Genomic DNA, 26,212 nt, shown 5'->3' with positions numbered 1-26,212 from the left:
GGCCGCGGCCGGCGCGCCCTCTTCGGCCACCTCGGCCGGCGCGGCTTCCGCACCTTCGCCCGCCGGATCGGCATTCTTCGATTTCGCCGCCGCGCGACGACGCGCGATCAGGCTGCGCGGGCCGCGACGCAGGCCGCGGCGCGGACGGTCTTCGCCGCCCGCGTCCTGGCCGGACTGCTCGGGAGCGTCCTCGGCGCGCGAAGCCTGGGCGTGCGCGGATTCGGACGAATCAGTGTCGTGGGTATCAGTCAAAACAACCTCGAAATGTCAGGTCTCGCGCCCGTCGCGGGCGCGGCAATCTCTATATGGCCGCAATCAAGCGCGGCGTTGCGCGGGCTCGTCCTCGTCGGGCGAGGCATCGCCCGAGCCGGTGTCTTCCGCTGAACCGGTTGCGTCGCCGTGCCGGTAGGCCGGGGCCGCGTCGATATCGTGTGGTGCTGCGTCCGCCGGGTTGCGGCTGGCTTGCGCCTCGTGGTGGCGGGCCGACTCGTCGTCGATCTCGGCACCAGGCACGGGGCCCTGTCCTGCTTCATGCTCGACCGCGAGCGGCCGGGCGGGTTCCGTCTCCGCCTGCTCGGCGCTCGCGTCGACAGGCTGCGATTCCTGCTGTTCGATGACGGTTTCGGCGGCCGGCTCGACTTGCTCCGAGGCCTCCGTTGCTTCGACCGGCTCGACCGAGCCGGCCAAATCCAAGCCGATGGGATCGCGCGCCTCGCCGCCTGCGGCCTGGCTCTCCCCCACCGACGGATCGGCAGCATCGCCGCTCGCGCCCGGCACCGGCTCGCCCCCGGCATTCGCCTGGAGCGATTCGCCCGATGCAGCGGAATCAGCCACGTCGAGACCAGCCTCGCCGGCTTCGCCTTCGTTGAATTCCATCGATGCCTGCGCCAGCAGGCTCGCCTCGAGATGCGCGGCGGGCTCTTCGAGCGCCGGCAGATCGTCGAGCGCCTTCAGCCCGAGATCGTCGAGAAACTGTTTCGTCGTCGCATAGAGCGCCGGACGGCCCGGCACGTCACGATGGCCGATCACCTCGATCCAGCCGCGATCCTCGAGTTGCTTCACGACCTGCGTATTCACCGTGACGCCGCGAATCTCCTCGATATCGCCGCGCGTGACCGGCTGGCGATAAGCGATGATCGCCAGCGTCTCGAGCACCGCGCGCGAATATTTCGGCGGCTTTTCCGGGTGCAGGCGGTCCAGATAGACGCGCATCGCAGGCTTGCTCTGAAAGCGCCAGCCCGTCGCCAGCGCGACTAGCTCCACGCCGCGGCCGGACCACGCTTCCTTCAATTCTTCGAGCAACGTTCGGACTGTGTCCGCCGACACGGTGTCGGCAAAGAGCTGCCGCAGATCGCCCAATTTGAGCGGTTCCTGCGCGCAGATCAAGGCAGTCTCGAGGACGATCTTCGCCTCTTGGGTATTCATGCAGCTAGGCCAGACCCTCTGGTCAAACGAACCGGATCAATATACGAAACAGACGATAAGGAACAGAAGACGCGCTCGCCCGATTCTGATCGGTCATATTGATGGGAGCACGAACCGGGGGTGGCGAAACCAGCGTGTTGCCTGACCCTGACCGGACGGAACAGCACGAAACCATGATGGAATCGCGTGACTGGACGCCATCTTACGCACATTCCGACGACGCGTAAAGCCGGCCATTCGATCGATGCCACGCTTTTTCGGGCAATGATTTTCAATCGCCATCCCGACCAGCCCGCCCTCGCCCTCAGCCGCCCGCTCCCCGCAAAAAGGCTTTCAGGCGCTCGACGCCGGCGTCGAGCCGGGCCACGTCGCAGGCATAACACCAGCGCACGAAACCCTCGCCCTCGTCGCCGAAGGCGCGTCCCGGTGCCAGCCCGAGCTCCGCCTCACGCACCAGGCGCTTGCAGAACGCCAGGCTGTCGGCCGCGCCCGGCAGGCGCAGGAACAGGTACATGGCGCCGTCCGGCGCCTCGACATGCACGCCGGGCAAGCCGTTGAGCGCGGCCACCAGGTGATCGCGGGCGGTGCGCAGCGACGCGACGAACTCGGCGACGAACGGTTCGCCCTCGCGCACCGCCGCCACGCCTGCGGCCTGCACGAAGCCCGGCGCGCACGAGGTGTTGTACTCGACCAGCTTGGACAGGGCGTCCATGGTGCGCTCGGGCGCCACCAGCCAGCCGAGCCGCCAGCCCGTCATCGCCCACGCCTTCGAGAAGGAATTGACCACGATCACGCGCTCGTCGCGGCTGGCCAGATCGAGGAACGAGGGCGCGCCGCCCTCGCCAAAACCGAGCCGCTCGTAGACTTCGTCGGCCACGATCCAGATGCCGTGCCGCCGACAATGCGCGAGGATAGCGGCCTGCTCGGCCGTCGAAAGGGTCCAGCCGGTGGGATTGTTGGGCGAATTGACGAACAGCATGCGCGTGTCCGGCGTCAGCGCCGCCAGCAGCCGCTCGAGATCGAGCCGCCAACCCGCCTCGCCGAACGCCAGCGGCACGCATTCGACCCGCGCGCCGAGAATCTTGGGAATCTCGACCAGGTTGGGCCACAGCGGCGTGATCGCCACCACGCGGTCGCCGGCGCCGACCAGCAACTGCGCGGCCAGCATCAGCGCGCTGACGCCGGCGCTGGTGACGGCGATCTGGGCGGCCCGCGTCGGGCCGTGGCGGGACGAAACGTAGTCGGCCAACGCCTCGCGCAGCGGCGCCGCGCCGAGATTGTGGGTGTAGAAGGTCTCGCCGCGGGCGAGCGCCGCGCTGGCCGCATCGCGGATGAAGGCCGGCGTGACCCGGTCCGATTCGCCGAACCAGAACGGCAGCACGCCGTCGAGGCCGAATCCGGCATTGGCGACTTCGCGGATCAGCGAAGGCCGCAGCGATTCGACCGCCACGCGCACATCCGGTGCAGGTCCCGAGGTGTTGACGAAAGCGTCCAAGCCCGACTCTCCCATGATGATCGTCGCCAGTGTAGCGGGCCGCGCCCGATTCTGGTGCCAGGCGTCGCGGCGCCCGCCTTCAGGCGAGATCCTCGGCCCGCGCCGGCATGTCCCTCACCAGCCCCCAGATCGCCTCGGCGGCCGGCGACAGCGAACGGTCGCGCCGTCGCACCAGCTCCACGGTGCGCTCGGTGCGCGGCGACAGGGGGCGCGCCACCAGCGAGGACCCCGCCGGCAAGGGCAGGGACAGCCAGGGCAGCACGCTCACGCCGACCCCTGCCTCGATCAGGCCGAACACCGTCGCCGAATGACCGAGCTCCTGCACCACCGATGCGCCGACGCGGTGCAGGCTCAGTGCCGCGTCGATCAGCGGCCGGCTGCCCGAGGCGTAGTCGAGCAGCACCAGCCGCTCGCCGTCCAGGGCGCTCCAGGGCACGCTCTCGGCCGTCGCGAGCCGATGATCGGCGCGCGCGACCAGGCAGAACGAATCGGTCATGAGCGGTTCGCAGACCAGGTCGACCACCGCCAGCGGCCCGATCACCACGCCGAAATCGACCTCGCCCGACTTCACCTTGCGCAGCACGTCGCTCTGCACGTCGTCGCGCAGCCCGAGCGTGACGAACGGGAACTGCCGTTCGGCGGCCGCCACCACGCGAGGCATCAAACGGCAGGCGATGGTCGGGCTGGCCGCCACCACCACGCGGCCGCGCCGCTGTTCGCCGATCTCGCGAATCTCGCGCAGGGCATCGTCGAGGTCCACCAGGAGGCGCGACACGCTGGAGATCAGATTCGACCCCGCATCGGTCAGCTGCACGTCGCGCGTGGTGCGATCGATCAGCTTGAGGCCGATCTCGCCCTCGAGCTCGCGCACGCAGCGGCTGACGGCGGACTGCGTGAGCCCGATCTCGTCGCCGGCCCGGCTGAAGCTGCGCAGCCGGGAGACTTCGATAAACACCCTCAGTTGGCGCAGGGTGATATTCATTGAATGCCCTCATCAATCTCACGCTTCGATGCGCGATTGTAGGGCCTTCGCCGAGGAACGGCTCGCGATGAGTCGGTGCGGTGCAGCACGGCCCGCGGCGCACGCCGCACGGGCTCGATTGCACAAGATTGGTGATTGTCCCGATTTGCCGCGGGGTCATTTTGGCGTCTTATACGCCCCTAGCTGACTTGGCCGTCGGCCCGGTGCGATGCGGCTTTCACGGGGATTGCCGCCGACATGGCACGCTTCGTGCATAAAGTCGCGTACAGGGTCGCGGGAACCTTCGGATGCACGGCGATACGTTCGGCTGAAGAAGGAATACGGCACCCCCACCCGGCACCCGACGTGGATCGGGTGCTTGAAGAGTGCGCGGCGCAGGGCAGCGCACCGGAGTTAGCTTCGCTGAGGTGAGGACATGATGCTGTTCGACGATTTGAAGGATAACGAATGGGCGCTGGTCGAAGGACTTTTCTGCGCGGAACCCACACGCAGTGAGCGTCGTGGTCGCCCCCGCGTGGAAGCACGTTCGGTCGTGAACGCCGTTCTTTGGGTACTGTCGACGGGCGAGGGTTGGTCGAAGCTGCCCGGGCGCTATCCGTCGCCGCCGACCTGCCGTCGGCGCTTCGACGAGTGGCAGGCCGACGGCACCCTCGCCGAAGTCGTGAAACGCCTCGGCACCAGCGGCCGCCAGGTTTCGCTGCGCGGCCGGATCGGTGCCAGCGCGGTGAAGCCGCCGGCGCCGCCGAGCCGCGATCGCCTGCGGGGCGCATTCTGGACCAATCCGGAATCCTGGCGCGCCCCCGTGAAGATGGCCTGATCCGCCAACGACGCCGGGCAGCTCGCTCCGCCCGCGCGGCCGATTCGCCGCCGCCCGCCATCGCCCGATGGCGGCGTGCGCGAAACATCTCTTTACCATTGCTTACAGCGTTCAGGCGCTCCCACCCCTACCGTAAGGTCAGGTAAAACAGGCCGCGATGACGGCCTGAAGGGAGCCCGAACCATGCCAAGCCACTTGCTGCTCGCCACCGCGAGCATGGTGCTTGCCCTGGCGCTCGCCCCGCGTGCACTGGCCGACCAGCCAGCGAGAACGCCGCCCGGCCAGGCGGGGCATGCCGGTCATGCACATCCGCCACCGGCGCCGCCGTCAGATCGGCCCGCCGTGGTGCCGCGCGGCGACCTGCGCGGCGATATCGCCAGCAATGCCCGGATCCACGGCGCTCCGCCGCCGCGCTCGTCCGGCGCGCTGCCGCGACGCTAGGCACCGCGGCAAATATCCAGAAAGCCGGGAACTGCGGGCGAGGCCGGCAGTCACAACGAATGCCATGAGCACAGCCTGGCAGCAGCAATGTACCCGGTACCGCCCGTATCTCGCGATACGGGCGTTTTTTTGACTAGTCCTTATGCTAGAGGCGGCTCTCCAGGATCGACACCGCGCTCGCGTCGCTCAGCACGTAGTCGTCGATACGACGATCGGTCCAGCTCAGTTGCTTTTCGTCATGTTCCAGCCTGGCGAACTCGGCGCGGCCGGTATCGGTCAGCACGGCGATGTCGACGGGAGCATGGAAGCCCGGGGCCGGCGCGACCGTCTTCTGGCGTACCGTATCCATCAGTCCCAGGCTGCGAAGGTATCCGAAGACGTTAGGGCGCCGCGCCCAGGGGACTTGCCGGTATTGCACGCGCCTCAAGGCATCGAGCACTGCTTCGTTGGAATACGTGGCCATCTGGACTCTTTCTCAAAGTACAGCGATCCTGCTGGCGGCCTCGCCGGCCCGGGACTGCTCCGGCCGACACCGCCACGCAACGACAGGCGGACGCTACCCATGATCCACCTGCGCCTTCCCTACCCGTTCCTCGCCACATTTCGCGGCACCTGGAACCGGTCGAACCCGAGCGGGCAAAAAGTTACCTTACCCCATTCAAATTGATTCTGTTCGATTCATTTGTGCTGCTCTTCGTAGCAGCCGCCCTCTGGCGCAAGCGCCGTTTCGCGATCGCCGCCACCGGCCTCGCCCTGCTGCTGGCGATCGGCACCGGCTGGCTGGCCGCGCCGCTGGTCGCCCTGGCCGAAGCCGGGGTCGAACCGGTCGAAGCGCCCGCGATGCGCGGGCATACCGCCATCGTCCTGCTCGGCGGCGGCATCGAGCACCGCCACGGGGAACTGGTACCGCCCCACGACGCGCTCTCGCGCATCGTCCGCGCCGCCGAACTCCATTCGGTATGCCAAGCAATCGCATCGCAATGCGACATCGTCGTGACAGGCGGCGATCCGCATCACCATGGCATCAGCGAGGCCCAACTCTACGCGCCGCTGCTGCGCGAGCGTGGCGTCGCCGAGCGCGATCTGATTCTCGAGACACGCAGCCGCACGACCTATGAAAACGCGAAGTACACGGCACCCATCCTACTCGCCCAACATTACGACGCGACAATTCTCGTGACATCCTCGTACCAGATGCGCCGCGCCCTGCTCGATTTCGCGCGCTTCGATATCGAGCCGCAGCCCGTCTACGCGAACCAGTTGCGGCCGATTCTCGGCTGGCGCCCGGTCTGGCACAATTTCGTCGCGGCCTCGCGCGCCCTGCACGAGATCGCCGGAATCATGCAATTTTACGCGTATCGGCGGCTCGGCTGGTTCTGATGTCACGGCGCCGCCACATCATCAAGCCGCGGGCATCAATCGGCCCGTCCATAGGTCCGTGGCGCGCGCATGTCGGCACGCGCCACTGTCGCGACCGCGACACGCCGGATCGTTCAGGATGCCCGAAAGTGCATTGATCCGTCACTTTTGCTACACTCGGCTCACTCGGTTGCAGTGCCGGACGGATCGGCAAACTCGGGTCCATCACCACTTAGCGGAGGTAGAGCAATGAAGAAAATGTCCCTGGCTATTCTGGTTTCGATGTCGGCTCTGGCTGGCGCGGCCTATGCGCAAGAAAGCACGACGATCACGACGATCACCGACCCGGCCAAGATCGCCGAAATCGAGCAGCGGGCCCAAGCTCTGCAACAGCAGCAGGACGCCCAGCGTGCCGCGCGTGAAGAGCAGCCGATGCACGAGAAGCACCATATGGGCAAGAAGCATCATGCCGGCAAGAAGGCCGCCAAGGCAGAGGCGGCCAGCCAGTAAGCGCCTACCCCGCAGCCTGTCGGGCAGCGCGGCCGCCACGAGCCGAATCCGGTCGATCCGGGTTCGGCTTTTTTCATGGCACGGCACATCGCGCACGCTGTGCTAAAGTCGCGCACCCGACTTTTCCACCCGTGCGCACTCCGGTGCGGAGGACAGAATGAGCAATATCCAGCTAGACATCGAATGGACCGAAGCGGCAACGCACAAGATCAAGCAACTGATGCCGCGCGGCTCCGACGAGGCGTATCTCGCCCTGCCGCCGATCGAGTGCCTGCCGATGGAAGGCGACGTGCTGTTCCTGGGGCCGCAGGGCAAGCAGCAGCCGTTCATCGTGGTCGAACGGCAGTATCACCATGACGGCGACGCCGACTGGACCATCATCCTGATCCTCGACGTGCCGAACGCGCACTGAGGCATCACATTGAAAGCGGGCGGCATCGCGCCGCCCCGCTACTGGCCGCCTTCAGGCGATCCGCTGCATCACGCGGATCTCCGCGCTGTCGATGAAGTCCGCCGCGGCCTTCCGGTAGGCCAGGATATGCGCGGACTGGGCGTGCGCCGCCAGCGCCGCCTCGCTTTCCCAACGCTCGAAGAACACGAAGCGCCGCGGATCGTCGCGATCGCGGTGCAGGTCGTATTGCAGCGCCCCGGCCTCGAGGCGCGTCGGCCCGACGATGGTCCCGACCTGTTCCAGCAGCTTGTCCTCCATCCCCGGCTTGGCGATGATCGTGGCCACCACTGCGATTTCCGACATCTCTGAACTCCCGTCAAGAAAATGGGCAGCGTACACGAATCCTCGCGGCTCGGCCGTGACGCGAGGATTCCAGCCCCACAAAAAAAATTGCCCGCGCTTCCTTCGAAGCGCGGGCAAAACCGTCGCCCTACGAGGATAGGCGACGGGGCCAACGAGGCCCATGCTCGCGCACGGGCCATCAAGCCGGGCCGATGCTCAAGGCGCATCGGGCCATCGAACGATTCGCGACGGCGGATCCGGCGCCATGCCGTTCCGCCTCGCGAACGATGTGCCGGGGCAACATCATTCCGACATATAACAGCAGCTTCCGTGCCAGGCGAAAATTTCATCCTAACTCATTGATTTAATTGAATTCACAATCATGCACATCGAAATTAAACGGGCGTTGACCGGTTTCGTTACCGGGTAACGTTACGTAACGTCGTATCGTTTCGCGCGCACCAAGGAAAAAGCCCGCCGAATGGCGGGCTTTCGAGAGCGGCGGAGAACCGGATCAGCGCAACTGGTTCGCCAGCAGTGCCATGATCTGGCGGGCCGGGCCGGTCGAGTCGATGTTGCCGCTGGCGTCGACGATGGCGATGCGCGTCTGGTCCTGCGTCAGCGCCTTGACGTTGACGAGGTACTGTTTCGCGGTCTTTTCCTTCTTGCCGTGGAACAGCTGGCTCCAGAAGCCCTGCTCGGCCGCGGTCAGGTCCTTCGGATCGACGTAGCTGACGTAGTAGAGCCCCTTGGTGCGATCGCGATCGTCGACCGTGAAATTGGCGCGATCGAGCGCGAGCCCGACACGCAGCCAGGAACGGTCATAGGGCTCGCCGAGCGTGAGCTCCGACGGCACGTCGGGCACGTCGCCGCTGACGACGCGGCCGGAGGAGCGAGCCGGCGCCGCCGAGTTGGCGACGTTCTGTGCGGCCACCGCCGCTGCCGCTGCATCGCCGCCCTTCTTCGCATCGGCAGCCGCGGCGGCCGGTGCCGCCACGGCTGCCGCCGTGGTACCGCCGGCCTTGGCCCGCGCGTCGTTCTGCGCCAGCACGGCCATCAGGCGCTTCAGGTATTCGGTCTCGAGCGCCGGATCGTTCGGCCGGGTTTCCCACTTGCTCGAATCGTTGTTCGTACCGGTCAGGGCCTCGCGCATGCCCTTCTGGCTGATGAACACGTAGGTGCCGCCATTGGGCGCGGCGTCGAGCCGCGTGCGGTACTTGTTGCGCTCGGCCGTCACGTAGGAATTGCCCATCGCCTTGGTGATCACGCCGCGGATCAGGCCCTGGTTGACCGACGGATGCGTCTCGTTCCAGTCGGTTTCCATCACGCCCTTGTCGCGCTGGTCGATCACGAGCAGGAAACCCTGCTCCTGCCAGAAACGGCGGATCTGCGGCCAGACCGCGGCGGGCGCCTGGTCGTCGATGACGAGCCAGCTCTCGGTGCCGTCGCGCTGCAGGTGCATGCCAGGCGTGACGGGCACCACGGCCGTATCGGACTGCGGCGCGACCTGCTGCGTCTGCTGCAGGCTCGACAGCGAGGTTTCGCCGTTGACCGGCGGCAGCGAACGCTGGTCGGCGGTTTCATCCATCATGTTCGGCGGCACTGCGAGCGACACCTCCTTGACCCGGGAATCGCTCTTGTAGTCGATTTTCGTGGGCGACGGCGAGCTGCACCCTGCCACGAACGCGCCGGTTGCCAGCACAACCGCAAACCGCTTGGTAAGACGAAGATCAGACATGTTCAGGGAATCCTTCCGGCTTAGAGGCCACGGGCACTTTTCCGTGGATCAACCGCGCATTTTACCGGGCTCGCGCCGTCAAGTGCAAAAAGCAGGCTGTCGTTTGTACCGGGGACCGCAAGAAAATCAGCAGATCGCCGGCACGGCGGGCGAAAACAGGGGGCGTCACGAAATTTTCCCTGATCAACCAGGCGCTATTCCGGCGTTTTTTGAACATCGGACACGAAGATCGCCACCGTCGGCCAGCGTCCTTTTCGGACGGCAGAAAAAATGGCCGTATGGCTCACCGATCCTGCGCCGCCCACCATGCCTTGATCGACGATGGAATCTCGCCCCCCCTTATCCGCCTCGATACCGCACGCGAATCCTTCCCGTCCAGGCGCCCGCCCGAATGCGCCGCCACTACCTTCCCGGTCTCGCGGCCGGTCTCGACCCGGTGTCGTCGGCTTCGTGACATTCAGCACGTCGCGACGCACGAAAACGAATCCCTAAAAATGACTTCACGCCGCTGCAGGCAAGTTCTCGAAGCGATCACCAAGCATTAACGCCCAGCGTCCATGACGCTTCGCTCCCATCCCCCAATGGCGCCGCCGCGCCATCAGAGCCAACAGGAGTTGATTTGAAAATCACCTCAGCGACTCGCCCGGTCATCCCGGCTTCCGATCCTGGGACTCGAACGCCGATCGATGAATACAGCAGCACGGAGCCGCCGCCCGATCCGATCCTGGATACGAGTGGAGACGGCATTCTGGACACCAACGGCAATCCAATCGACGCGCGGTGACGAACATGGGCAAACAAGGCACATATCCTCTCGACGGGCGCATTCTCGCAACCGGCGACACGCTGACCGGCGTGGTCACCGGCCAGACCACCGACCTCCCGATCGAGAATCTCAAGGCGTACACGGATGGACAGATTTCCACTTCGCTCAGCGAAGGTGCCGCTGCATGGGCTGACGTGAACGGCATCGACAGCAGCGATGGCACCACCGTCCGGAACACGCAGGCCAGCGCCATCCTGCAGCGCATGGCCTATCTGCGCGGTCTGCGCGTGAATGTCTGCGATCCCGCCTTTGCCGGCGGCGCATCGCGCACCGGGGGCGACCTGGTTGCGGCATTCAATGCGGCTGCCGCCTTGCTGCAGGCCCATGGCGGCGGCGTGATCGAAATTCCGTACGGCTCGTTCGGCGTTTCAGCAACGCTGGATATCGCGGAAGGCATCGACGTGCTGGTCCACGGCGCAACGATCAAGGCATTGGCGCCAGTGAAATCCCTGTTCAGGATCACGGCCGGCTTGACCTCCCTCGTCGGCGGCAGCTTCGACAACGCGAATGGAAACGCCCAATCGTTCCTGCAGGTCGACAAAGGCTGGGACGACAAGCCGGTGCTGATCTCGCCCGGGTACGTGGGCGGATTCACCGAAGGCGTAACCTGGCTGGCGGGAGATCGCGCGATCATCAAGGGCGGCATGTACGTCTCGAACGAGATCCACATCCACTCGCTCGACAACATGATGAATTCGGAGATTTCCGACATCCTCATGCTCGGCGGCAATGGCGTTCTTATCGAAAAAACCACCACGGACGGTAGCAAGGGCGCGCCCGAGGGCATCGGCATCAGCAGGCTGAAGGTCTTGCTCGGCCAGTCGCCGGCAACCTATTGCATCAATCTGAAAGCCGGATTGGAAGTCAGGATTCAGGGCAATATCTTCGACCAGATCGTCAACGGACAGGCGGTGATCCTCGATGCCACCGCGGCAACCGTCAATAACGTCAAGCTCGATTGCAACTGGATGGGTCGAAATGCCGGTGCCAGCGGAGCGCAATTCAGCGTATATGCAATCGGCGCGGTCGGCACGCCTCATTTGAGCAACAACACGTATTCGGGCTGGCAGGAGGCGGGCATCTACTTCAACGGCCAGGCGGTCGGCACCGCCGCCTACGATGTCCTGATCGAGGACGAAACCTTCTATCACGTCGACCCGTGCACGATGGACATCAACCTGAACTATGCCCAGCGCACGCGCATTTCCAACGTGACCTTCAATGGCGACGAATCGCTCGGGGTAGGGCCAGGTGTCGACGGACGCGTCGATCTCTGCAACTGGAATTCGAAGCTTCCGCCCGCGCTGACGCTTGGCATGAAGTATGGGCTGCAGGGCTCGGGGATGGTGCTGAAAAGCCGGGGCAAGACGGTCATTCCGCAAACGGATCGCCTGGTTGCTGTCGCACATGGCCTCTCTTACCCGCCGGATCCGTCTCAGCTCCGCGCCTGGGCGATCGGCTTCGCCAACAACGCCCCAGGTGAAATCGTGTGCCAGGACCTCGGCACCACGGGCTTCGACATCGTCTCCCGGAACGATCCCGGCGCTTCAGGTTGCCCGGTGGCATGGACGGCCGACCTGACGGAATAAGGGGATCACCGCCCCTCCCTGCCGATGGAAGGCGCACAGACGAAAAAACCCGCATCGGCTTTCACCGATGCGGGTTTTATTCTGGTCGGGGCGAGAGGATTTGAACCTCCGACCACCTGCACCCCATGCAGGTACGCTACCAGGCTGCGCTACGCCCCGAAAGAAAAAGAGTATATCAGACAGTTTGCCAGGATAGAACCACCATCGTGCACTTTTTCATCGGAGGCTTCCGCATCTCTCCTTCTCATGCCTTCGGCGCCCGTGACGCACGCCCCGACAAGCTCGCTCCGCGCCACAACACCAAGCCCCCCAGCAGCACCAGGCAAGCCAGCGCGCTCCACGCCGCGCCGTAACGAAAGCGGTCGACGAGCACGCCGAACAGCGGCGGCAGGATGCTGATCGCGAGCATGTTCAGCGTCATCGAGAAGCTGAGCGTCGAGGCCACCACGCTGCTCGGCGCCATCTCGGCTATCTGCAGCAGATAGAGCGGATACCAGCCGACGCCGACCAGCCCGACGACACCGAAGATCACGGCCAGCACCAGCTTCGGCGTCTCGGCCGGCAACAGCGGCAGGCCGAGCGCGACGGCGATGCAGATCGCCATGCACATGCCCAGCGAACGCAGCCGGCGCCCCGGCCACCAGCGGTCGCTGAGCCAGGCGAGCCCGACGCGCCCCAGGATCCCGAACCACTGCGACAGCGAGAACAGCAAGGCCGCGGCCACCAGCGGGTAATGGAAACGCGCCGCCACGAACGGGATCGCATGCGTCGCGAAGGTGTACTGGAACGCGACCATCGCGGCGCCCGCCGCCATCACCGGCCAGAGCACGGTGTGGCCGGCCACCAGCCGGATCGAGGTCAGCAGCCCCGGCGGCGCGGCCGACGGCAGGCCCGGCGCCTTGCGTTCGTCGCGATGCAGCAGCGCGAACAGCGCGCCGCCGGCCAGGCCGATCGCCCCCTGCACGACCAGCGCGAGGCGCCAGCCCTGGGTCGCTGCCAGCAGCGGCAGCGCCATGGCCGCCAGCGCGGTGCCGAGCGGCAAGCCGGCCTGCCTGACGCCGGTCGCCATGCCGCGCTCCCGCGGCGGGAACCAGCGGACGATGGCGCGCGTGCCGCCGGGCTGCACCGAGGCGTAGGTGGCGCCGATCATCGCGATGAACCCCAGCAGCACCGGAAAGGGCGGCGCCATCCAGGCGCCGAGCATGGCGGCCAAGCCCATCATGCTCATCGTCGATGCAACCACGCGGCGTTCGCCGAAGCGGTCGATCAGCCAACCGAGCATCAGCATGGTCACGACCTGGCCGCCGTTCAAGGCGCTGATCGCCAGCGCGCCGGCCGCCTCCGACAGGTGAAACGCCGCCTGCAACGAAGGCATCAGCGTATAGAGGCCCTGTGCCGTGATCGACGCGGTGGTCTGTGCCAGGGCGGCGACGCCGAGCACGGTCCAGCGATAGCTGTCGGTCGACTCCCCGGGCATGACGCGGGACATGGGCAGGCTGGGTTTCAAGGCGGATTTCCGTCGATCGCGGCGTGCGCCGCGGTGGCTGGGGCTCGGCGCCACGGAACCAGGCCATGGGCGACACGAGTCGAAGCCCATCTTCGCGCATGCCCGCCGCGCGCGACACATACAGAAAAACGGAAAATCGACCGGTATAGCGAGCCGCTCGAAGCACGGCCGCGTTGCTACAATTTCCGCCCGCACCCGGCTTCCCGCCCGAGACATGACCCACAAATACCGCACCATCGCCGCGCACTACAGCCGGGCGATCGAGACCGGCCTGTTGCCCGTCGGAGAGCGCCTGCCCTCGCTGCGCGAGCTGGCCAACCTGCATCGCGTCTCGCTCGCGACCACGGTCGAGGCCTGCCGCCTGCTGGAGCGGCAGGGTTATGTCGAGGCGCGGCCCAGGGCCGGCTACTTCGTTCGTCATCCCAAGCGATCCGCGGCGCCTCACGCCGACCAACCCGGCCACGCCGCGGAACCCGACGAGCCGCGCATCGATGCGGCCGATTACGTGGGCGTCCACGAGCGCATTTCGGTGATGCTCGCACGCGCCATGCAACGCGCGCCCGAGGTCGACCTGGCGCGGGCGGTCTGCGCGCCGGCGATGTATCCGGGCGCGGCCCTGAAGAATCATGCGCTGCGCATCCTGCGCGCCCGCCCGAGTCTCTACGATGCCAGCCCCGATCCCGGCGGCGTCTCCCGCTTGAAGGAGGCGATCGCGCGCGTCTCGATCACGCGCGGGCTGGACCTCGACCCCGGCGCCGTGCTCGTCACCCACGGCTGCAGCGAGGCCCTGTCGCTCGCCTTGCGGGCCGTCACCTCGCCGGGCGACGTGGTCGCGATCGAATCGCCCTGTTACTTCGGCATCCTGCAGATCCTCGAATCGCTGGGGCTGCGTGCGCTGGAACTGCCGACCGATCCGCAACGCGGCCTCTCGCCGGAAGCCCTCGAGATCGCCCTGCGCCGCCCGGGCGGCGTGCAGGCCGTGATCTGCACGCCGGCCCTGCATAATCCGCTCGGCAGCATCATGCCGGACGATGCCAAGGCGCGGCTGGTCGAATCCTGCGAGCGAAGCGGCGTCCCGCTCATCGAGGACGACAGCTACGGCGCGCTGCTGCCCAATCCCGCACATGCGCGCCCGCTCAAGTCCTGGGATCGCAGCGGCAACGTGATCCACTGCAGTTCGCTGAACAAGACCGTGTCGCCCGGCGCGCGCATCGGCTGGCTGACGGGCGGCAAATGGCAGAACCGGATCGAGATGCTGATGTACGCCGTGTCGCGCCACCGCGAGGAGATCCCGCAACTGGCCGTGGCCGACTATCTGACGAGCGGCGCCTTCCATCGCCAGATGCGGCGCATGCAGACGCAGCTCGCGCGGCAACGCGCCCTGCTCGCCCAAGCGATCGCCGAGCATTTCCCCGCCGGCACCGAGCTCACTCGCCCGGCGGCGGGCCTGCTGCTATGGGTGACGCTGCCCGGGCGAACCGATACCGACCGGCTGTTCGATCGTGCCTTGCACGAAGGCATCCGCATCAGCCCCGGCTCGATGTTCTCGAATACCGGCCGCTTCGGTCACTGCCTGCGGCTGAGCGCCGGCATGCCGTTCGATTCGCGCATCGAGGCGGCGGTCGAACGGCTCGGGCAACTGGTTCGGGAACTGCCATCCTGAGGCGGACGGCGCGGCAGGCCCGGGAAGGCCGGCAGGAGAAAGCGCCGCGGGTCAGAATCTGTTGAAAAAGCTCGCGACGAACGAAAACAGGCTTTCCACGCTATTGCTCAAGGCGGTTGCGCCCAGCGCCGCGGCCCCGACCACGAAACCGCCGATCAATCCATACTCGACCGCGGTCACACCCGTCTCGTCGGCCAGAAAACGCTTCCACACTGCCTTCATTTCATTCCCCACGTGCATCGTTGAAATCTTGATTGATCGTTATTGCGGCGATGATACGCCTCGCACGTGACGTCGCAATGGCGATCTACCACGAAATTCGTGGCGATTTCCACCTTCACTTCCGCCCTATTTTTAACGTCAACTCATACGTTCGTTTGAATTCGCGCGTTTGAATTCGATCCGCGCGATCGCCGCCTTTCGCACCGGAACGTCATCCGCCGCGCCGCAACACGCCGAGCGTTTGTTTGGTACCGCTTCTCTAGGCCCCTCGTGCCAGACTTCCCGGCAGTCGGAATCGCACCGACACCGCGGCCGGACGGCTCGACGCCATCACGGACTGATCGACAGGGAGACGAACATCATGCGAACACCGGCATCGCGTGCCTGGCGCACGCGTTTCGCGCCTGCGCGTCGCGCGAGCTGCGGCCAGGGCCTGACGCGCGCGCTCGCCGCGCTCGCGCTCGCGGCCTCGCTGCTCGCCACCGGCTGCGCCGAACCTTCGGCGAACCCGGCCACGACCGCGGGCGGCAGCCTGCCGAAAATCGATCGCGACAAGGCCGAGCAACTGCGGCGCGAGCAGCAGATCGCGAGCAGCCTGCCCTCGCTCGGCTCGATTCCCGTCACGCGATCGCGGCCGCTCAGCCTGCGCGATTCGGGCCAGGACGGCGCGATCACGATGCTGCGCGATGTCGATTTCCGCATCGTCGGCGAGCTCGGCTTCTACGTCCACCAGTTGTCGGCCACGCTGCGCCCGACCCGCCCCGGCGCCCCGATCGTCTTCGACGATCCCTCGAGCTTCGGCATCGACGTGCATCGCGGCATCGTCACGCTCGACGACAGCAAGCTCACCGCGGTCTTCAATACCTACCTGTTCGGCTATCGCGGCGCGCCGCTGCGCAAGCTGCAGGTCTCGGCAGGCGACGGCGTGATCCATCTGCAGGGCGAGATGCAGCGCGGCGGCTGGGTGCCGTTCTCGCTGACCGGCAAGCTCTCGGTGCGCGACGGCACCGCGCTGGTATTCCATCCCACCGAGGTCCGCGTGCAGGGGCTGGACGCGAACCCCGTGATGCGCGCGGCCAACGTGAAGATGGCGGACCTGCTGAAGATCGACACGCCGGTGGCGAAGCTGTCCGGCGACGACCTGGTGATGCAGGTCGACAAGCTGATGCCGCCGCCGCAATTGAAGCTGAAGGTGGTCGCGTTGCGCATCACGCCAGACGGGCTCGACCTCGCCTTCGACGACGGCACCGGAGCCGGTTTCGCGATGCCCGAGGGCGCGCCGCAGCAGGCCATGCTGATCCGCGGCGGCGACGTGAAGTTCATGCGCTCGATGCCGATGAACGCCGACATCCTGATCGGCCCGGCCCGGCCCGCGACGAAGGCCGAGCCCTTCGTGTTCGATCTCTACCACTATCGCGACCAGGTCTCGACCGGTTACTTCAGCTTCGCGCCGAGCGGCGCGATGACCATCCACATCCCGTCCTATGCCGGCGCGAAACCGCCTCCGGATGCGATCGGCTCGGCCGGCGCGCGCCTGAACGACAGCTTCGTCAAGACCCAGCAGGCGGCCTTGCGCGACGCGCGCCAGCGCTGGTTCTCCGAAGCCCTGCCCGGCGGCGGCGCCTCGCTGGCCGTGAACGCGGCCACCGGCGCGCCGGCCGACGAGCGGCACGTCTCGAGCCGGACCACGGCGATCCAGCTGCGCAACGTGGATTTCAGCATCGCCGGCCAGATCGGCTTCCACGTTGACCAGCTCGACGCGCAGATGGTGCCGCGCCGCCCCGGGGAACCGGTCGATCTCGACGATCCGAACCAGTACGAAATCCGCATCCTCGGCGGCTCGGTGCTCGAGACCTGGCCGGCCATGAATGCGCTGTTCAACGACTACCTGCTCGACTACACGCCGCGCGCGCTCAACGACCTGAAGCTCGCGCCCGACGGCGACAAGCTGCGCGTGACCGGCGGCATCCGGCTGTGGAATCATGTCCCGCCCGGCGTCTGGCTGCCGACCTCGATGACGGGCACGCTCTCGGTACTCGACGGGCGCCACATCGCCTACACGCCCTCGCAGGTCTCGGTGCTCGGCGTGCCGCAGGCGACGCTGCTGCGCGCGCTCGGCATCGAGCTGGCCACGCTGACGCCGCTGCGCCGGCGCGGCGCGGAGCTGCGCGGCGACGCGCTGGTGCTCGACCAGTACACGGTGTTCCCGCCGCCCGTGCTGAAGGGCCAGCTCGCGCAGGTGCGCGTCGAGCCGGCCGGCCTGCGGCTCAGCTTCCATCGCGCACCCGACGCGCCGCCGCTGCCGAAACCCGGCACCAACGCGAGCAGCTACATCTGGATGGAAGGCGGCGACATGAAAATGTTCAACGTGCTGGAGACCAACCTGCGCGCGCTGATCGAGAACACCGCGCAGCCAGGGGCGATGCGTTTCGATCTCTACGGCTATCGCGAGCAGGTCTCGAAGGGCTCGGTTCGCATGGCGGCCGACGGCACCCTGCTGGTCGATCTCGGGCGCGCGAATCCGCTGGCGCCTTGATCACACCGCTGCCTATCGGCGTCGCGACGATGAAAAAAGCCCGCCAGGCAACAAGCCTGGCGGGCTTTTTCACAAGATCCTGCATGCACGGCGACGATGCCGCCTACTTGCGCTCCAGCACGTCGATCACGTCGAGCAATGCGCGCCGCAGTTGGTCGACATCCACCGCTTGCCCGGCCGACGCGGCCTCGGCCTGCGCGGCCGGAAACATCTCTTCCTGCTCGGTCGGCATGCCGCGATCGGAACCATGCGAATCGAGCCGGTTGCGCGCACCATTGATGGTGAAGCCCTGCTCGTACAGCAGTTCGCGAATTCGCCGGATCAACAGCACCTCGTGGTGCTGGTAATAACGCCGGTTGCCGCGACGCTTGACCGGACGCAGCTGCGTAAACTCCTGTTCCCAGTAGCGCAGCACATGAGGCTTCACGCCGCACAACTCGCTGACCTCACCGATCGTGAAGTAGCGCTTCGCGGGAATCGGGGGCAACACGACTTTCTCAACCGTCGATGTCATCGTCAGTCAACCGTCGGTAAGCGCGGGCAAACCGCGCGGCGGCACGAATGTGCCGGTCAGCGTGTGATCGGCGTGTCCGAGCCGTTCTCGACGAGCGCCTTCAGCTTCTGGCTCGCATGGAAGGTGACGACACGACGCGCAGCAATCGGAATCGCCTCGCCCGTCTTCGGGTTGCGGCCCGGCCGTTGCGGCTTGTCGCGCAACTGGAAGTTGCCGAAGCCGGACAGCTTCACGCTCTCGCCATTCTCGAGCGCGTCGCGGATCACCTCGAAGAAGGCTTCGACCATGTCCTTGGCTTCCCGCTTGTTGAGCCCGACGCTGTCGAACAGCAGTTCCGCGAGCTCGGCCTTCGTCAGCGTCGGCGTCTCGCCGGACGGCGCCGCTGCCACGTCGCGGTTCAGGGCGCTGCGCTGCGCCGTCAGAAGGGCTTCGAATTCACTCGAGTTCATGTCATTCATATCTGCAAAACTTGCGCATTATCCCTGGTCAAAACCGGCCGGAACCTGCTGCATCCCGGCCGGCTTCCGCGTATCAGCCGCGCAGTCGCGCGCCGTGGACCCGCATGCTCTCGACGAGGGCCTGGATCGCGAGATCGACCGTCTCGTCCTGCAGCGTCCCGGCCGGATCCTGCAGGGTGACGCGGAATGCCAGGCTTTTCTCGTGCGCCGCCAATCCACCGGAAGTGTTTGATTTTGCACGAAATTCGTCAAAGAGTACAACCTTCTGGACGAACTTGCATGCCTCGCCCGACAACGCACCCTTGATCGCGTCGAACAAGGCCTGCACCTCGACCTGCTGGTCGACCACCACGGCGATATCGCGACGCACCGGCGGGAACTTCGACACCTCGGTCGGCGCCGGCAGCGCGCGCGCGATCAAGGCCTCGGCGTCGATCTCGAACATCACCGGCGCATGCGGCAGTTCGTACTGCTGCATCAGGCGCGGATGCAGCTCGCCGATCCAGCCCACCGCGCGACCATCGAGTTCGATGCGCGCGCTGCGGCCCGGGTGCAGCGCCGGATGCTCGGCCTTCACGAAACGCGCGACGGCCGGCGCGAGCAGCGCCTCGAGGTCGCCCTTCACGTCGAAGAAGTCGACCTGCCGCGTCGGCGCTCCCCATTGCTCGTCGAGCAGCGGGCCATAGGCCAGCGCGCCGACGCGCTTGGGCTGCTGGTAGCCCTCCACGCTCAGCTCGCCCGCCGCCACCTCGGCATCGGCCAGGTAGACGCGGCCGGTCTCGAACACGCGCACGCGATCGGCGCGACGGTTCAGGTTGTGGCGCAGCACGCTGACCAGGCTGCCGAACAGCGTGGTGCGCATCACCGAAAGCTGGCTGGCGATCGGATTGAGCAGGCGCACCGGGTTGGTGTTGCCGGCGAAATCGCGTTCCCAGTCCGCATCGACGAAGCTGAAGTTGACCGTTTCCGCGTAGTCGCGCGCGGCCAGCGCATGACGGATCGTGTGGATCGAGCGCTGCGTCTCGTTGGTTGCGCGCATCTCGCTGGTCGCCACCGGCGGGCGTGCCGGAATCCTCTCGAAGCCGTAGATCCGCGCGACTTCCTCGATCAGGTCTTCCTCGATCTCGATGTCGAAGCGATGCGGCGGCGGCGTCACCGCGAAGCTGTCGCCGTTCTGCGTGAAGCTCAGGCCCAGGCGCGTGAAGATGCTGGCGATCTCCTCGGCCGCCACCGCCACGCCGATGATGCGATTGGCGCGCGACACACGCATCGTCACCGGCGCGCGCGACGGCAGGTTCACCGCCTGGTCGTCGACCGGGCCGGCCTGGCCGCCGCAGATATCGAGGATCAGCTGGGTGATCCGCTCGATGTGCTCGACGGTGGTCGAATAGTCGACGCCGCGCTCGAAGCGATGCGCGGCATCGGTCGAGAAGTTGTACTTGCGCGCCCGGCCGCGGATGCTGTCGGGCCACCAGAAGGCGGCCTCGAGATAGATATTCGTGGTGTCGAGCGTGACGGCCGTGCTGTCGCCGCCCATGATGCCGGCCAGGCTCTCGACCTGGCTCTGGTCGGCGATCACGCCGACCTGCTCGTCGAGCTCGACCGTGTTGCCGTTCAGCAGCTTGAGCGTCTCGCCGCGCTTGCCCCAGCGCACGTCGATGCCGCCGTGGATCTTGTCCAGGTCGAACACGTGCGAGGGCCGGCCCAGCTCGAACATCACGTAGTTCGAGATGTCGACCAGGGCCGAGACGCTGCGCTGGCCCGCGCGCTCGAGGCGCTCGACCATCCACAGCGGCGTCTTCGCGCGCGCGTTCACGCCGCGGATCACCCGGCCCGAGAAGCGGCCGCACAGATCGGGCGCGGAGATGCGCACCGGCAGCGTCTCATCGAGCTCGACCTTGGCCGGCGGGAAGGCGACGGGCTTGAGCGGCGCGCCGGTGATCGCGGCGGTTTCGCGCGCGATGCCGTACACCGACAGGCAGTCCGCCTTGTTCGGCGTCAGCTTGATCTCGAAGATCGTGTCGTTCAGGTTCAGCGTGTCGCGGATGTCCTGGCCGATCGGCGTGTCCTCGGGCAGCACCAGCAGGCCGCTGTGATCCTCGGACAGCTTCAGCTCGCGAGCCGAGCAGAGCATGCCCTGGCTTTCGACGCCGCGCAGCTTCGAGAGCTTGATCAGGAACGGCTTGCCGCCCTCTTCGGCGGGCGGCAGCTCCGCGCCGACCAGCGCGACCGGCACCTTGATGCCGGGCGCCACGTTCGGGGCGCCGCAGACGATGTTCAGCGTCGTGCCGGTGCCGGCATCGACCTGGCAGACGTTCAGCTTGTCCGCGTCCGGGTGCTTGACCACCTCGAGCACGCGGCCGACGACGATCCGCGAGGTCGGCGGCGCGGCGGCGCGCAGCGACTCGACCTCGAGGCCGGCCATCGTCAGCGCATGCGACAGCTCGTCGGTCGTCAGTTGCGGATCGACAAAGGTTCTCAACCAGGATTCAGGGAATTGCATGGGTGTCTACGTTCGAAACAGGTTAGATCGATACAGCACGGCGCGGCTCGCATCGAACGACGCGCGCCACGCGCCGGGCTCACGCGAACTGGCGAAGGAAGCGCAGATCGTTCTCGAAGAACAGGCGCAGGTCCTGCACGCCGTAGCGCAGCATCGTGAGACGCTCGAGGCCGCTGCCGAACGCGAAGCCGATATAGCGCTCCGGGTCCAGACCCATGTTGCGGATCACCGTCGGGTGCACCTGGCCGGAGCCCGAGATCTCGAGCCACCTGCCCGCGTTCTTGCCGTGCTCGAACATCATGTCGATCTCGGCCGAGGGCTCGGTGAACGGGAAATACGAGGGACGGAAGCGCACCAGGATGTCGTCGCGCTCGAAGAATTTCTTCAGGAAGTCGGTGTAGACGCCCTTGAGATCGGCGAAGCTGACGTTCTCCTCGATCCACAGGCCTTCGACCTGGTTGAACATCGGCGAATGGGTCGCATCGCTGTCGACGCGATAGGTGCGGCCCGGGGCGATCACCTTGATGGGCGGCTTGTTCATGCGCGCATAGCGCACCTGCATCGGGCTGGTGTGGGTGCGCAGCAGCAGCTGGCGCCCCTGCGCATCCTTGCCGTCGACGTAGAAGGTGTCCTGCATCGAACGCGCCGGATGATTCTCGGGGCTGTTCAGTGCGGTGAAGTTGTACCAGTCGGTTTCGATCTCGGGACCATCGGCGACATCGAAGCCGATCGAGCGGAAAATCTGTTCGACGCGTTCCCAGGTGCGCATCACCGGGTGCAGGCTGCCCGCACCGGCGCCGCGGCCCGGCAGCGTGACGTCGATCGCCTCGGAGGCGAGGCGCTGGTTGAGCAGCGCGTCGGCAAGCGCCTGGCGTCGCGCGGTGAGCGCGCCTTCCACTTGCTGCTTGGCGACATTGATGCGCGCGCCCTCGGTCTTGCGCGCTTCGGGATCGAGCTTGCCGAGCCCTTTCAACAGCTCGGTCAGCGCGCCCGACTTGCCGAGAAAGCGTGCCTTCTCGTTTTCGAGCGTGGTGATATCGGCAGCCTGTTCGAAGGCCTGCTTCGCGTCAGCGACAATCTGGTCCAGATCCATTGATCCCATCATTTCCAACGTCAATCGTTCTCGGCGAGCGAATCGCTCGATCCAACAAAAACGGGGCTCGGATGAGCCCCGTTTTCGCTGCAGCGGCCGTGACTACCGGATCCTCGCTGCAACTGACCACGCAGTGCTAATTTCGCAATTAGGCTGCAACGGCGGCTTTCACCTGCTTGACGATCGCGGCAAAAGCAGCCTTGTCGAACACCGCCATATCGGCCAGCACCTTACGGTCGAGTTCGATCGAAGCCTTCTTCAGGCCGTTGATGAACACGCTGTAGGTCATGTCGTGCTGACGGACTGCCGCATTGATACGGGTAATCCACAGTGCGCGGAACACACGCTTCTTGTTGCGACGGTCGCGATAAGCGTACTGACCGGCACGCATCACCGCCTGCTTGGCGATGCGGTAGACGTTATTGCGGCGACCGCGATAACCCTTGGCCAGGTTGATGATCTTCTTGTGACGGGCCCGCGCGGTTACCCCACGTTTGACTCGAGGCATGTTTCTCTCCTTGGAGTATCAGTTAGGGGTTACGCGAACGGGAGCATCGCGCGGACGGAGTTCAGATCGGAATCATGAACTGCCGTTGCGCCGCGCAGGTGACGCTTGTTCTTCGTGGTTTTCTTGGTCAGGATGTGACGCTTGAAGGCTTGACCGCGCTTGACGGTACCGCCCGGACGCACCACGAAGCGCTTCGCAGCGCTCTTCTTGGTCTTCATCTTAGGCATAACAACTCCAGTTTATTAGATGGAGGTGGGTGTGCGGCTGGCTTGCGCCCTGGCTCCGCCCTTTGAAACCCAGTCCACTTGTGTACGACGCGCACACTGCCCGCGCGCCGTCATGTTGGCGAGCCGCCCTGCCGGGCCACCCGCCGAACTTCGTGCTGGCCGCCGTGCCGGGCACGGCAGCCTCGCGATCACTTCTTCTTCTTCGGAGCGAGCACCATGATCATCTGGCGCCCTTCCATCTTCGGCATCTGCTCGACCTGGCCGAACTCGTCGAGATCGGTACGCAGGCGTTCCAGCATGCGCATGCCGATTTCCTGGTGAGCCATTTCGCGGCCGCGGAAACGCAACGTGATCTTCGTCTTGTCGCCTTCCTCGAGGAAGCGCGTCAGGTTGCGAAGCTTGACGTTGTAGTCACCGTCGTCGGTACCCGGGCGGAACTTGACTTCCTTGACCTGGATGACCTTCTGTTTCAGCTTCGCCTCGTGCTGCTTCTTCGATTCCTGGTACTTGAACTTGCCGTAATCCATCAGACGGCAAACGGGGGGGACGGCCTGCGGCGCGATCTCCACCAGATCAACATCCAGCTCTTCCGACTTGCGGAAGGCATCGGCGAGTTTCACGATGCCGATGGGTTCCCCATCGACTCCGACCAGACGCACTTCCGGCGCATTGATTTCACCGTTGATGCGATGCGACGACTTATCAGTAGCGATGTTACGTTTCCTCTAAAAATTAAAAAAACGAGCCGCGCTGCCAGGGCGGTTACTTGAACGCCCGCAGATCCTGCTGCAGACGCTCAACGAAGGCTTCGACCGGCATTACGCCAAGATCGACGCCGCCACGGGCACGCACGGCTACCGTTTGTGCTTCACGCTCCTTGTCGCCTGCCACCAGCAGGTACGGCACTTTTTCGAGCGTGTGCTCGCGTATTTTATAGCTAATCTTCTCGTTGCGCAAATCGGCCTCAACCCTAAGCCCTTGTTTTTGCAACGATTGGCTCAGCGACCGTACATATTCGGCTTGATTTTCCGCAATATTCATCACCACGACCTGCACCGGAGCCAGCCAGGACGGCATCGCGCCGGCATGGTGCTCGATCAGGATCCCGAGGAAACGCTCCATCGAACCGACGATCGCCCGGTGCAGCATGACGGGCCGGCGGCGGCTGTTGTCCTCGGCGACATACTCGGCGCCGAGCCGCTCCGGCAGGACCATGTCCAGCTGCAGCGTGCCGCACTGCCAGGAGCGACCGAGCGCGTCCTTGATGTGGTACTCGATCTTCGGGCCGTAGAAAGCGCCCTCGCCCGGCAGTTCTTCCCATTCCAGGCCGCAGGCGGTCAGCGCGTCGCGCAGGCCCTGCTCGGCACGGTCCCAGGTCTCGTCCGTGCCGGCGCGCTGGTCAGGGCGCAGCGACAGCTTGATCGAGATCTGATCGAACCCGAAATCCTTGTAGACGCTCATCGCGAGTTCGTTGAACGCGATCGACTCGGAGATGAACTGGTCCTCGGTACAGAAGATGTGCGCATCGTCCTGCACGAAGCCGCGCACGCGCATCAGGCCATGCAGCGCACCCGAGGCTTCGTTGCGGTGGCACGAGCCGAACTCGGCATAGCGCAGCGGCAGGTCGCGGTACGAGCGCAGGCCGTGGTTGAACACCTGGACGTGGCCCGGGCAGTTCATCGGCTTGATCGCGTAGTCGCGCTTCTCCGATTCGGTCGTGAACATGTTCTCGCGATAGTTCTGCCAGTGGCCCGAGGCCTCCCACAGCGAGCGATCCATGATCATCGGCGTCTTGATCTCGAGATAACCGGCCTCGTTCACGCGACGGCGCATGTACTGCTCGACCTGCTGCCAGAGCGTCCAGCCCTTCGGGTGCCAGAACACCATGCCCGGCGACTCCTCCTGCATGTGGAACAGGTCGAGCTGCTTGGCGAGCTTGCGGTGGTCGCGCTTTTCCGCTTCCTCGAGCATGTGCAGGTAGGCTTCCTGGTCTTCCTTCTTCGCCCAGGCCGTGCCGTAGATGCGCTGCAGCTGCTCGTTCTTCGAGTCGCCGCGCCAGTAGGCGCCCGCCACCTTCATCAGCTTGAAGACCTTGAGCTTGCCGGTGGACGGCACGTGCGGGCCGCGGCAGAGGTCGGTGAAGCCGCCATGCGAATAGAGCTTGATCTCGTCGCTCGACGGGATCGACTCGATGATCTCGGCCTTGTACTTCTCGCCGATGCCGCGGAAATACTCGGCCGCCTCCTCGCGCGACACCACGCGGCGCGAGACCGGCTCGTCCTTCTTGGCGAGTTCCTGCATGCGCTTCTCGATCTTCTCGAGATCCTCGGGCGTAAACGGCCGGCTGTAGGAGAAGTCGTAGTAGAAACCGTTGTCGATCACCGGCCCGATCGTGACCTGCGCCTCAGGGAACAGCTCCTTGACGGCATAGGCCAGCAGGTGGGCGGTCGAGTGACGAATGATCTCGAGGCCGTCGGCGTCCTTGTCGGTCACGATCGCCAGCGACGCGTCGCGATCGATCAGCGCCGAGGTATCGACCAGTTCGCCGTCGAGCTTGCCGCCGAGCGCGGCCTTCGCGAGGCCGGGGCCGATCGATGCGGCCACTTCGGCGACTGTCACCGGATGCTCGTATTGTCGAACTGAGCCGTCGGGCAGGCGTATCGAAACCATGGCTATCTCCGTGTGATGCCGGTAGGGTGCGGCAGCAATGAGTTAAAAATCGACCAAAAAAAATGCGGCCCCGCTTTCGAGGGGCCGCATTCCGGTGCATCCAAACCACAGGCGAAAACGTTCCTCGACTAGCGCCGCTCCGAAATGCCTTCGGTCAACGTTCGCGGTGTCATAACCGTATTCGCCTTGTGCGTAGAGAAGTGTCTACCGCCACCCCAGCGCATGAAACTTCGCTGGAGCCGATTGTCGTTGGTAGGCTCGATTGGATTCGAACCAACGACCCCCACCATGTCAAGGTGGTGCTCTAACCAACTGAGCTACGAGCCTGGAGAAACGAGATTATATGGACCTTTTTCCGGGCAGGCAAGCTTTTTGTGCAAAGCGGCAGACCAGCCA

At 65.6% G+C, this 26,212-nt stretch carries 25 protein-coding genes, 2 tRNA genes and 1 pseudogene; 9 read left to right on the top strand and 19 right to left on the bottom strand.

What is annotated here, in order from left to right; genetic code table 11:
• The 4 genes and pseudogenes from F3J10_RS13245 to F3J10_RS13230 form a co-directional block, all read right to left on the bottom strand.
• Positions 1 to 252, bottom strand: a pseudogene (locus F3J10_RS13245) (23S rRNA pseudouridylate synthase B); the annotation flags it as partial.
• Between the two features lie 63 nt (positions 253 to 315).
• On the bottom strand, positions 316 to 1,425 hold the full coding sequence (gene scpB / locus F3J10_RS13240; protein WP_166913229.1) for an SMC-Scp complex subunit ScpB: 1,110 nt from the start codon (positions 1,423 to 1,425) through the stop codon (positions 316 to 318).
• A gap of 304 nt (positions 1,426 to 1,729) precedes the next feature.
• Complete coding sequence (locus tag F3J10_RS13235; protein WP_240155567.1) at positions 1,730 to 2,935, bottom strand: pyridoxal phosphate-dependent aminotransferase; 1,206 nt, start codon at positions 2,933 to 2,935, stop codon at positions 1,730 to 1,732.
• A gap of 64 nt (positions 2,936 to 2,999) precedes the next feature.
• Positions 3,000 to 3,902, bottom strand: coding sequence for a LysR family transcriptional regulator (locus F3J10_RS13230; RefSeq protein WP_046575873.1), 903 nt, complete (start codon positions 3,900 to 3,902; stop codon positions 3,000 to 3,002).
• Between the two features lie 415 nt (positions 3,903 to 4,317).
• Here F3J10_RS13230 and F3J10_RS13225 point away from each other — a divergent pair, with 415 nt between their 5' ends.
• Both F3J10_RS13225 and F3J10_RS13220 read left to right on the top strand, forming a co-directional pair.
• Positions 4,318 to 4,719 carry a transposase gene (locus F3J10_RS13225; protein WP_013697771.1) on the top strand — a complete coding sequence of 134 codons (402 nt, stop codon included), beginning with the start codon at positions 4,318 to 4,320 and terminating at the stop codon, positions 4,717 to 4,719.
• A gap of 183 nt (positions 4,720 to 4,902) precedes the next feature.
• Complete coding sequence (locus tag F3J10_RS13220; protein ID WP_240155565.1) at positions 4,903 to 5,160, top strand: hypothetical protein; 258 nt, start codon at positions 4,903 to 4,905, stop codon at positions 5,158 to 5,160.
• A 145-nt stretch (positions 5,161 to 5,305) separates the two neighbouring features.
• Here F3J10_RS13220 and F3J10_RS13215 read toward each other — a convergent pair whose 3' ends face one another.
• Positions 5,306 to 5,623 (bottom strand): hypothetical protein, encoded by a 318-nt coding sequence (locus F3J10_RS13215; protein ID WP_013697770.1) that lies wholly within the window; start codon positions 5,621 to 5,623, stop codon positions 5,306 to 5,308.
• 200 nt (positions 5,624 to 5,823) lie between these two features.
• Between F3J10_RS13215 and F3J10_RS13210 the strand changes: the two genes are divergently transcribed.
• The 3 genes from F3J10_RS13210 (at position 5,824) to F3J10_RS13200 (ending at position 7,441) form a co-directional block, all read left to right on the top strand.
• The gene (locus F3J10_RS13210; RefSeq protein ID WP_167242275.1) at positions 5,824 to 6,540 is read left to right on the top strand and encodes a YdcF family protein; all 717 of its coding nucleotides are present in this window, start codon (positions 5,824 to 5,826) and stop codon (positions 6,538 to 6,540) included.
• A 228-nt stretch (positions 6,541 to 6,768) separates the two neighbouring features.
• Positions 6,769 to 7,029, top strand: a complete 261-nt coding sequence (locus tag F3J10_RS13205) for a hypothetical protein (RefSeq protein WP_013697768.1) — start codon at positions 6,769 to 6,771, stop codon at positions 7,027 to 7,029.
• Between the two features lie 157 nt (positions 7,030 to 7,186).
• A complete protein-coding gene (locus tag F3J10_RS13200) occupies positions 7,187 to 7,441 on the top strand; it encodes a hypothetical protein (protein WP_013697767.1) in 255 nt (84 codons plus the stop codon).
• A gap of 51 nt (positions 7,442 to 7,492) precedes the next feature.
• Here the strand turns inward: F3J10_RS13200 and F3J10_RS13195 are convergent, their stop codons facing one another.
• Together F3J10_RS13195 and bamC are read right to left on the bottom strand one after the other, a co-directional pair.
• Positions 7,493 to 7,783, bottom strand: coding sequence for a putative quinol monooxygenase (locus F3J10_RS13195; protein WP_013697766.1), 291 nt, complete (start codon positions 7,781 to 7,783; stop codon positions 7,493 to 7,495).
• Positions 7,784 to 8,276: 493 nt separating this feature from the next.
• Positions 8,277 to 9,500, bottom strand: coding sequence for an outer membrane protein assembly factor BamC (bamC, locus tag F3J10_RS13190; RefSeq protein WP_167242274.1), 1,224 nt, complete (start codon positions 9,498 to 9,500; stop codon positions 8,277 to 8,279).
• 619 nt (positions 9,501 to 10,119) lie between these two features.
• Here bamC and F3J10_RS13185 point away from each other — a divergent pair.
• Together F3J10_RS13185 and F3J10_RS13180 are read left to right on the top strand one after the other, a co-directional pair.
• Entirely contained in the window at positions 10,120 to 10,284 is a 165-nt protein-coding gene (locus F3J10_RS13185) for a hypothetical protein (protein ID WP_167242273.1), read from the top strand.
• A gap of 5 nt (positions 10,285 to 10,289) precedes the next feature.
• A complete protein-coding gene (locus F3J10_RS13180; RefSeq protein ID WP_167242272.1) occupies positions 10,290 to 11,915 on the top strand; it encodes a hypothetical protein in 1,626 nt (541 codons plus the stop codon).
• A gap of 82 nt (positions 11,916 to 11,997) precedes the next feature.
• Here F3J10_RS13180 and F3J10_RS13175 read toward each other — a convergent pair.
• Both F3J10_RS13175 and F3J10_RS13170 read right to left on the bottom strand, forming a co-directional pair.
• Positions 11,998 to 12,074, bottom strand: a tRNA-Pro gene (locus F3J10_RS13175).
• A gap of 85 nt (positions 12,075 to 12,159) precedes the next feature.
• Positions 12,160 to 13,404 carry an MFS transporter gene (locus tag F3J10_RS13170; protein WP_167242271.1) on the bottom strand — a complete coding sequence of 415 codons (1,245 nt, stop codon included), beginning with the start codon at positions 13,402 to 13,404 and terminating at the stop codon, positions 12,160 to 12,162.
• A gap of 232 nt (positions 13,405 to 13,636) precedes the next feature.
• Between F3J10_RS13170 and F3J10_RS13165 the strand changes: the two genes are divergently transcribed.
• Positions 13,637 to 15,085, top strand: a complete 1,449-nt coding sequence (locus F3J10_RS13165; protein ID WP_167230410.1) for a PLP-dependent aminotransferase family protein — start codon at positions 13,637 to 13,639, stop codon at positions 15,083 to 15,085.
• A gap of 51 nt (positions 15,086 to 15,136) precedes the next feature.
• On the opposite strand, the gene F3J10_RS13160 is transcribed toward F3J10_RS13165, so the two are convergent.
• On the bottom strand, positions 15,137 to 15,307 hold the full coding sequence (locus F3J10_RS13160; protein WP_025098695.1) for a Flp family type IVb pilin: 171 nt from the start codon (positions 15,305 to 15,307) through the stop codon (positions 15,137 to 15,139).
• A gap of 361 nt (positions 15,308 to 15,668) precedes the next feature.
• Here F3J10_RS13160 and F3J10_RS13155 point away from each other — a divergent pair, with 361 nt between their 5' ends.
• Positions 15,669 to 17,843 carry a hypothetical protein gene (locus tag F3J10_RS13155; RefSeq protein ID WP_167242270.1) on the top strand — a complete coding sequence of 725 codons (2,175 nt, stop codon included), beginning with the start codon at positions 15,669 to 15,671 and terminating at the stop codon, positions 17,841 to 17,843.
• 103 nt (positions 17,844 to 17,946) lie between these two features.
• On the opposite strand, the gene F3J10_RS13150 is transcribed toward F3J10_RS13155, so the two are convergent.
• From F3J10_RS13150 to F3J10_RS13110, 9 genes are all read right to left on the bottom strand, one after another.
• Positions 17,947 to 18,357 (bottom strand): MerR family transcriptional regulator, encoded by a 411-nt coding sequence (locus F3J10_RS13150; protein ID WP_025098697.1) that lies wholly within the window; start codon positions 18,355 to 18,357, stop codon positions 17,947 to 17,949.
• A gap of 56 nt (positions 18,358 to 18,413) precedes the next feature.
• On the bottom strand, positions 18,414 to 18,815 hold the full coding sequence (locus F3J10_RS13145) for an integration host factor subunit alpha (protein ID WP_013697759.1): 402 nt from the start codon (positions 18,813 to 18,815) through the stop codon (positions 18,414 to 18,416).
• A 73-nt stretch (positions 18,816 to 18,888) separates the two neighbouring features.
• On the bottom strand, positions 18,889 to 21,318 hold the full coding sequence (pheT, locus tag F3J10_RS13140) for a phenylalanine--tRNA ligase subunit beta (protein WP_167242269.1): 2,430 nt from the start codon (positions 21,316 to 21,318) through the stop codon (positions 18,889 to 18,891).
• A gap of 79 nt (positions 21,319 to 21,397) precedes the next feature.
• Complete coding sequence (gene pheS, locus F3J10_RS13135) at positions 21,398 to 22,411, bottom strand: phenylalanine--tRNA ligase subunit alpha (protein ID WP_013697757.1); 1,014 nt, start codon at positions 22,409 to 22,411, stop codon at positions 21,398 to 21,400.
• Between the two features lie 148 nt (positions 22,412 to 22,559).
• A complete protein-coding gene (gene rplT, locus F3J10_RS13130) occupies positions 22,560 to 22,919 on the bottom strand; it encodes a 50S ribosomal protein L20 (protein WP_004192938.1) in 360 nt (119 codons plus the stop codon).
• A gap of 29 nt (positions 22,920 to 22,948) precedes the next feature.
• On the bottom strand, positions 22,949 to 23,146 hold the full coding sequence (gene rpmI, locus F3J10_RS13125; protein WP_004191477.1) for a 50S ribosomal protein L35: 198 nt from the start codon (positions 23,144 to 23,146) through the stop codon (positions 22,949 to 22,951).
• A gap of 188 nt (positions 23,147 to 23,334) precedes the next feature.
• Positions 23,335 to 23,859 (bottom strand): translation initiation factor IF-3, encoded by a 525-nt coding sequence (gene infC / locus F3J10_RS13120; protein WP_080562332.1) that lies wholly within the window; start codon positions 23,857 to 23,859, stop codon positions 23,335 to 23,337.
• 49 nt (positions 23,860 to 23,908) lie between these two features.
• Positions 23,909 to 25,816 carry a threonine--tRNA ligase gene (thrS, locus tag F3J10_RS13115; protein WP_013697755.1) on the bottom strand — a complete coding sequence of 636 codons (1,908 nt, stop codon included), beginning with the start codon at positions 25,814 to 25,816 and terminating at the stop codon, positions 23,909 to 23,911.
• 250 nt (positions 25,817 to 26,066) lie between these two features.
• Positions 26,067 to 26,143, bottom strand: a tRNA-Val gene (locus F3J10_RS13110).
• Positions 26,144 to 26,212: the final 69 nt, after the last annotated feature.

The sequence above is a fragment of the Burkholderia sp. Cy-637 genome (genome assembly GCF_011753175.1).
Taxonomy (GTDB): domain Bacteria; phylum Pseudomonadota; class Gammaproteobacteria; order Burkholderiales; family Burkholderiaceae; genus Burkholderia; species Burkholderia gladioli.
Note: the sequence above shows the minus strand (reverse complement) of the source record. Positions and strands in the feature narration are given on the sequence as shown.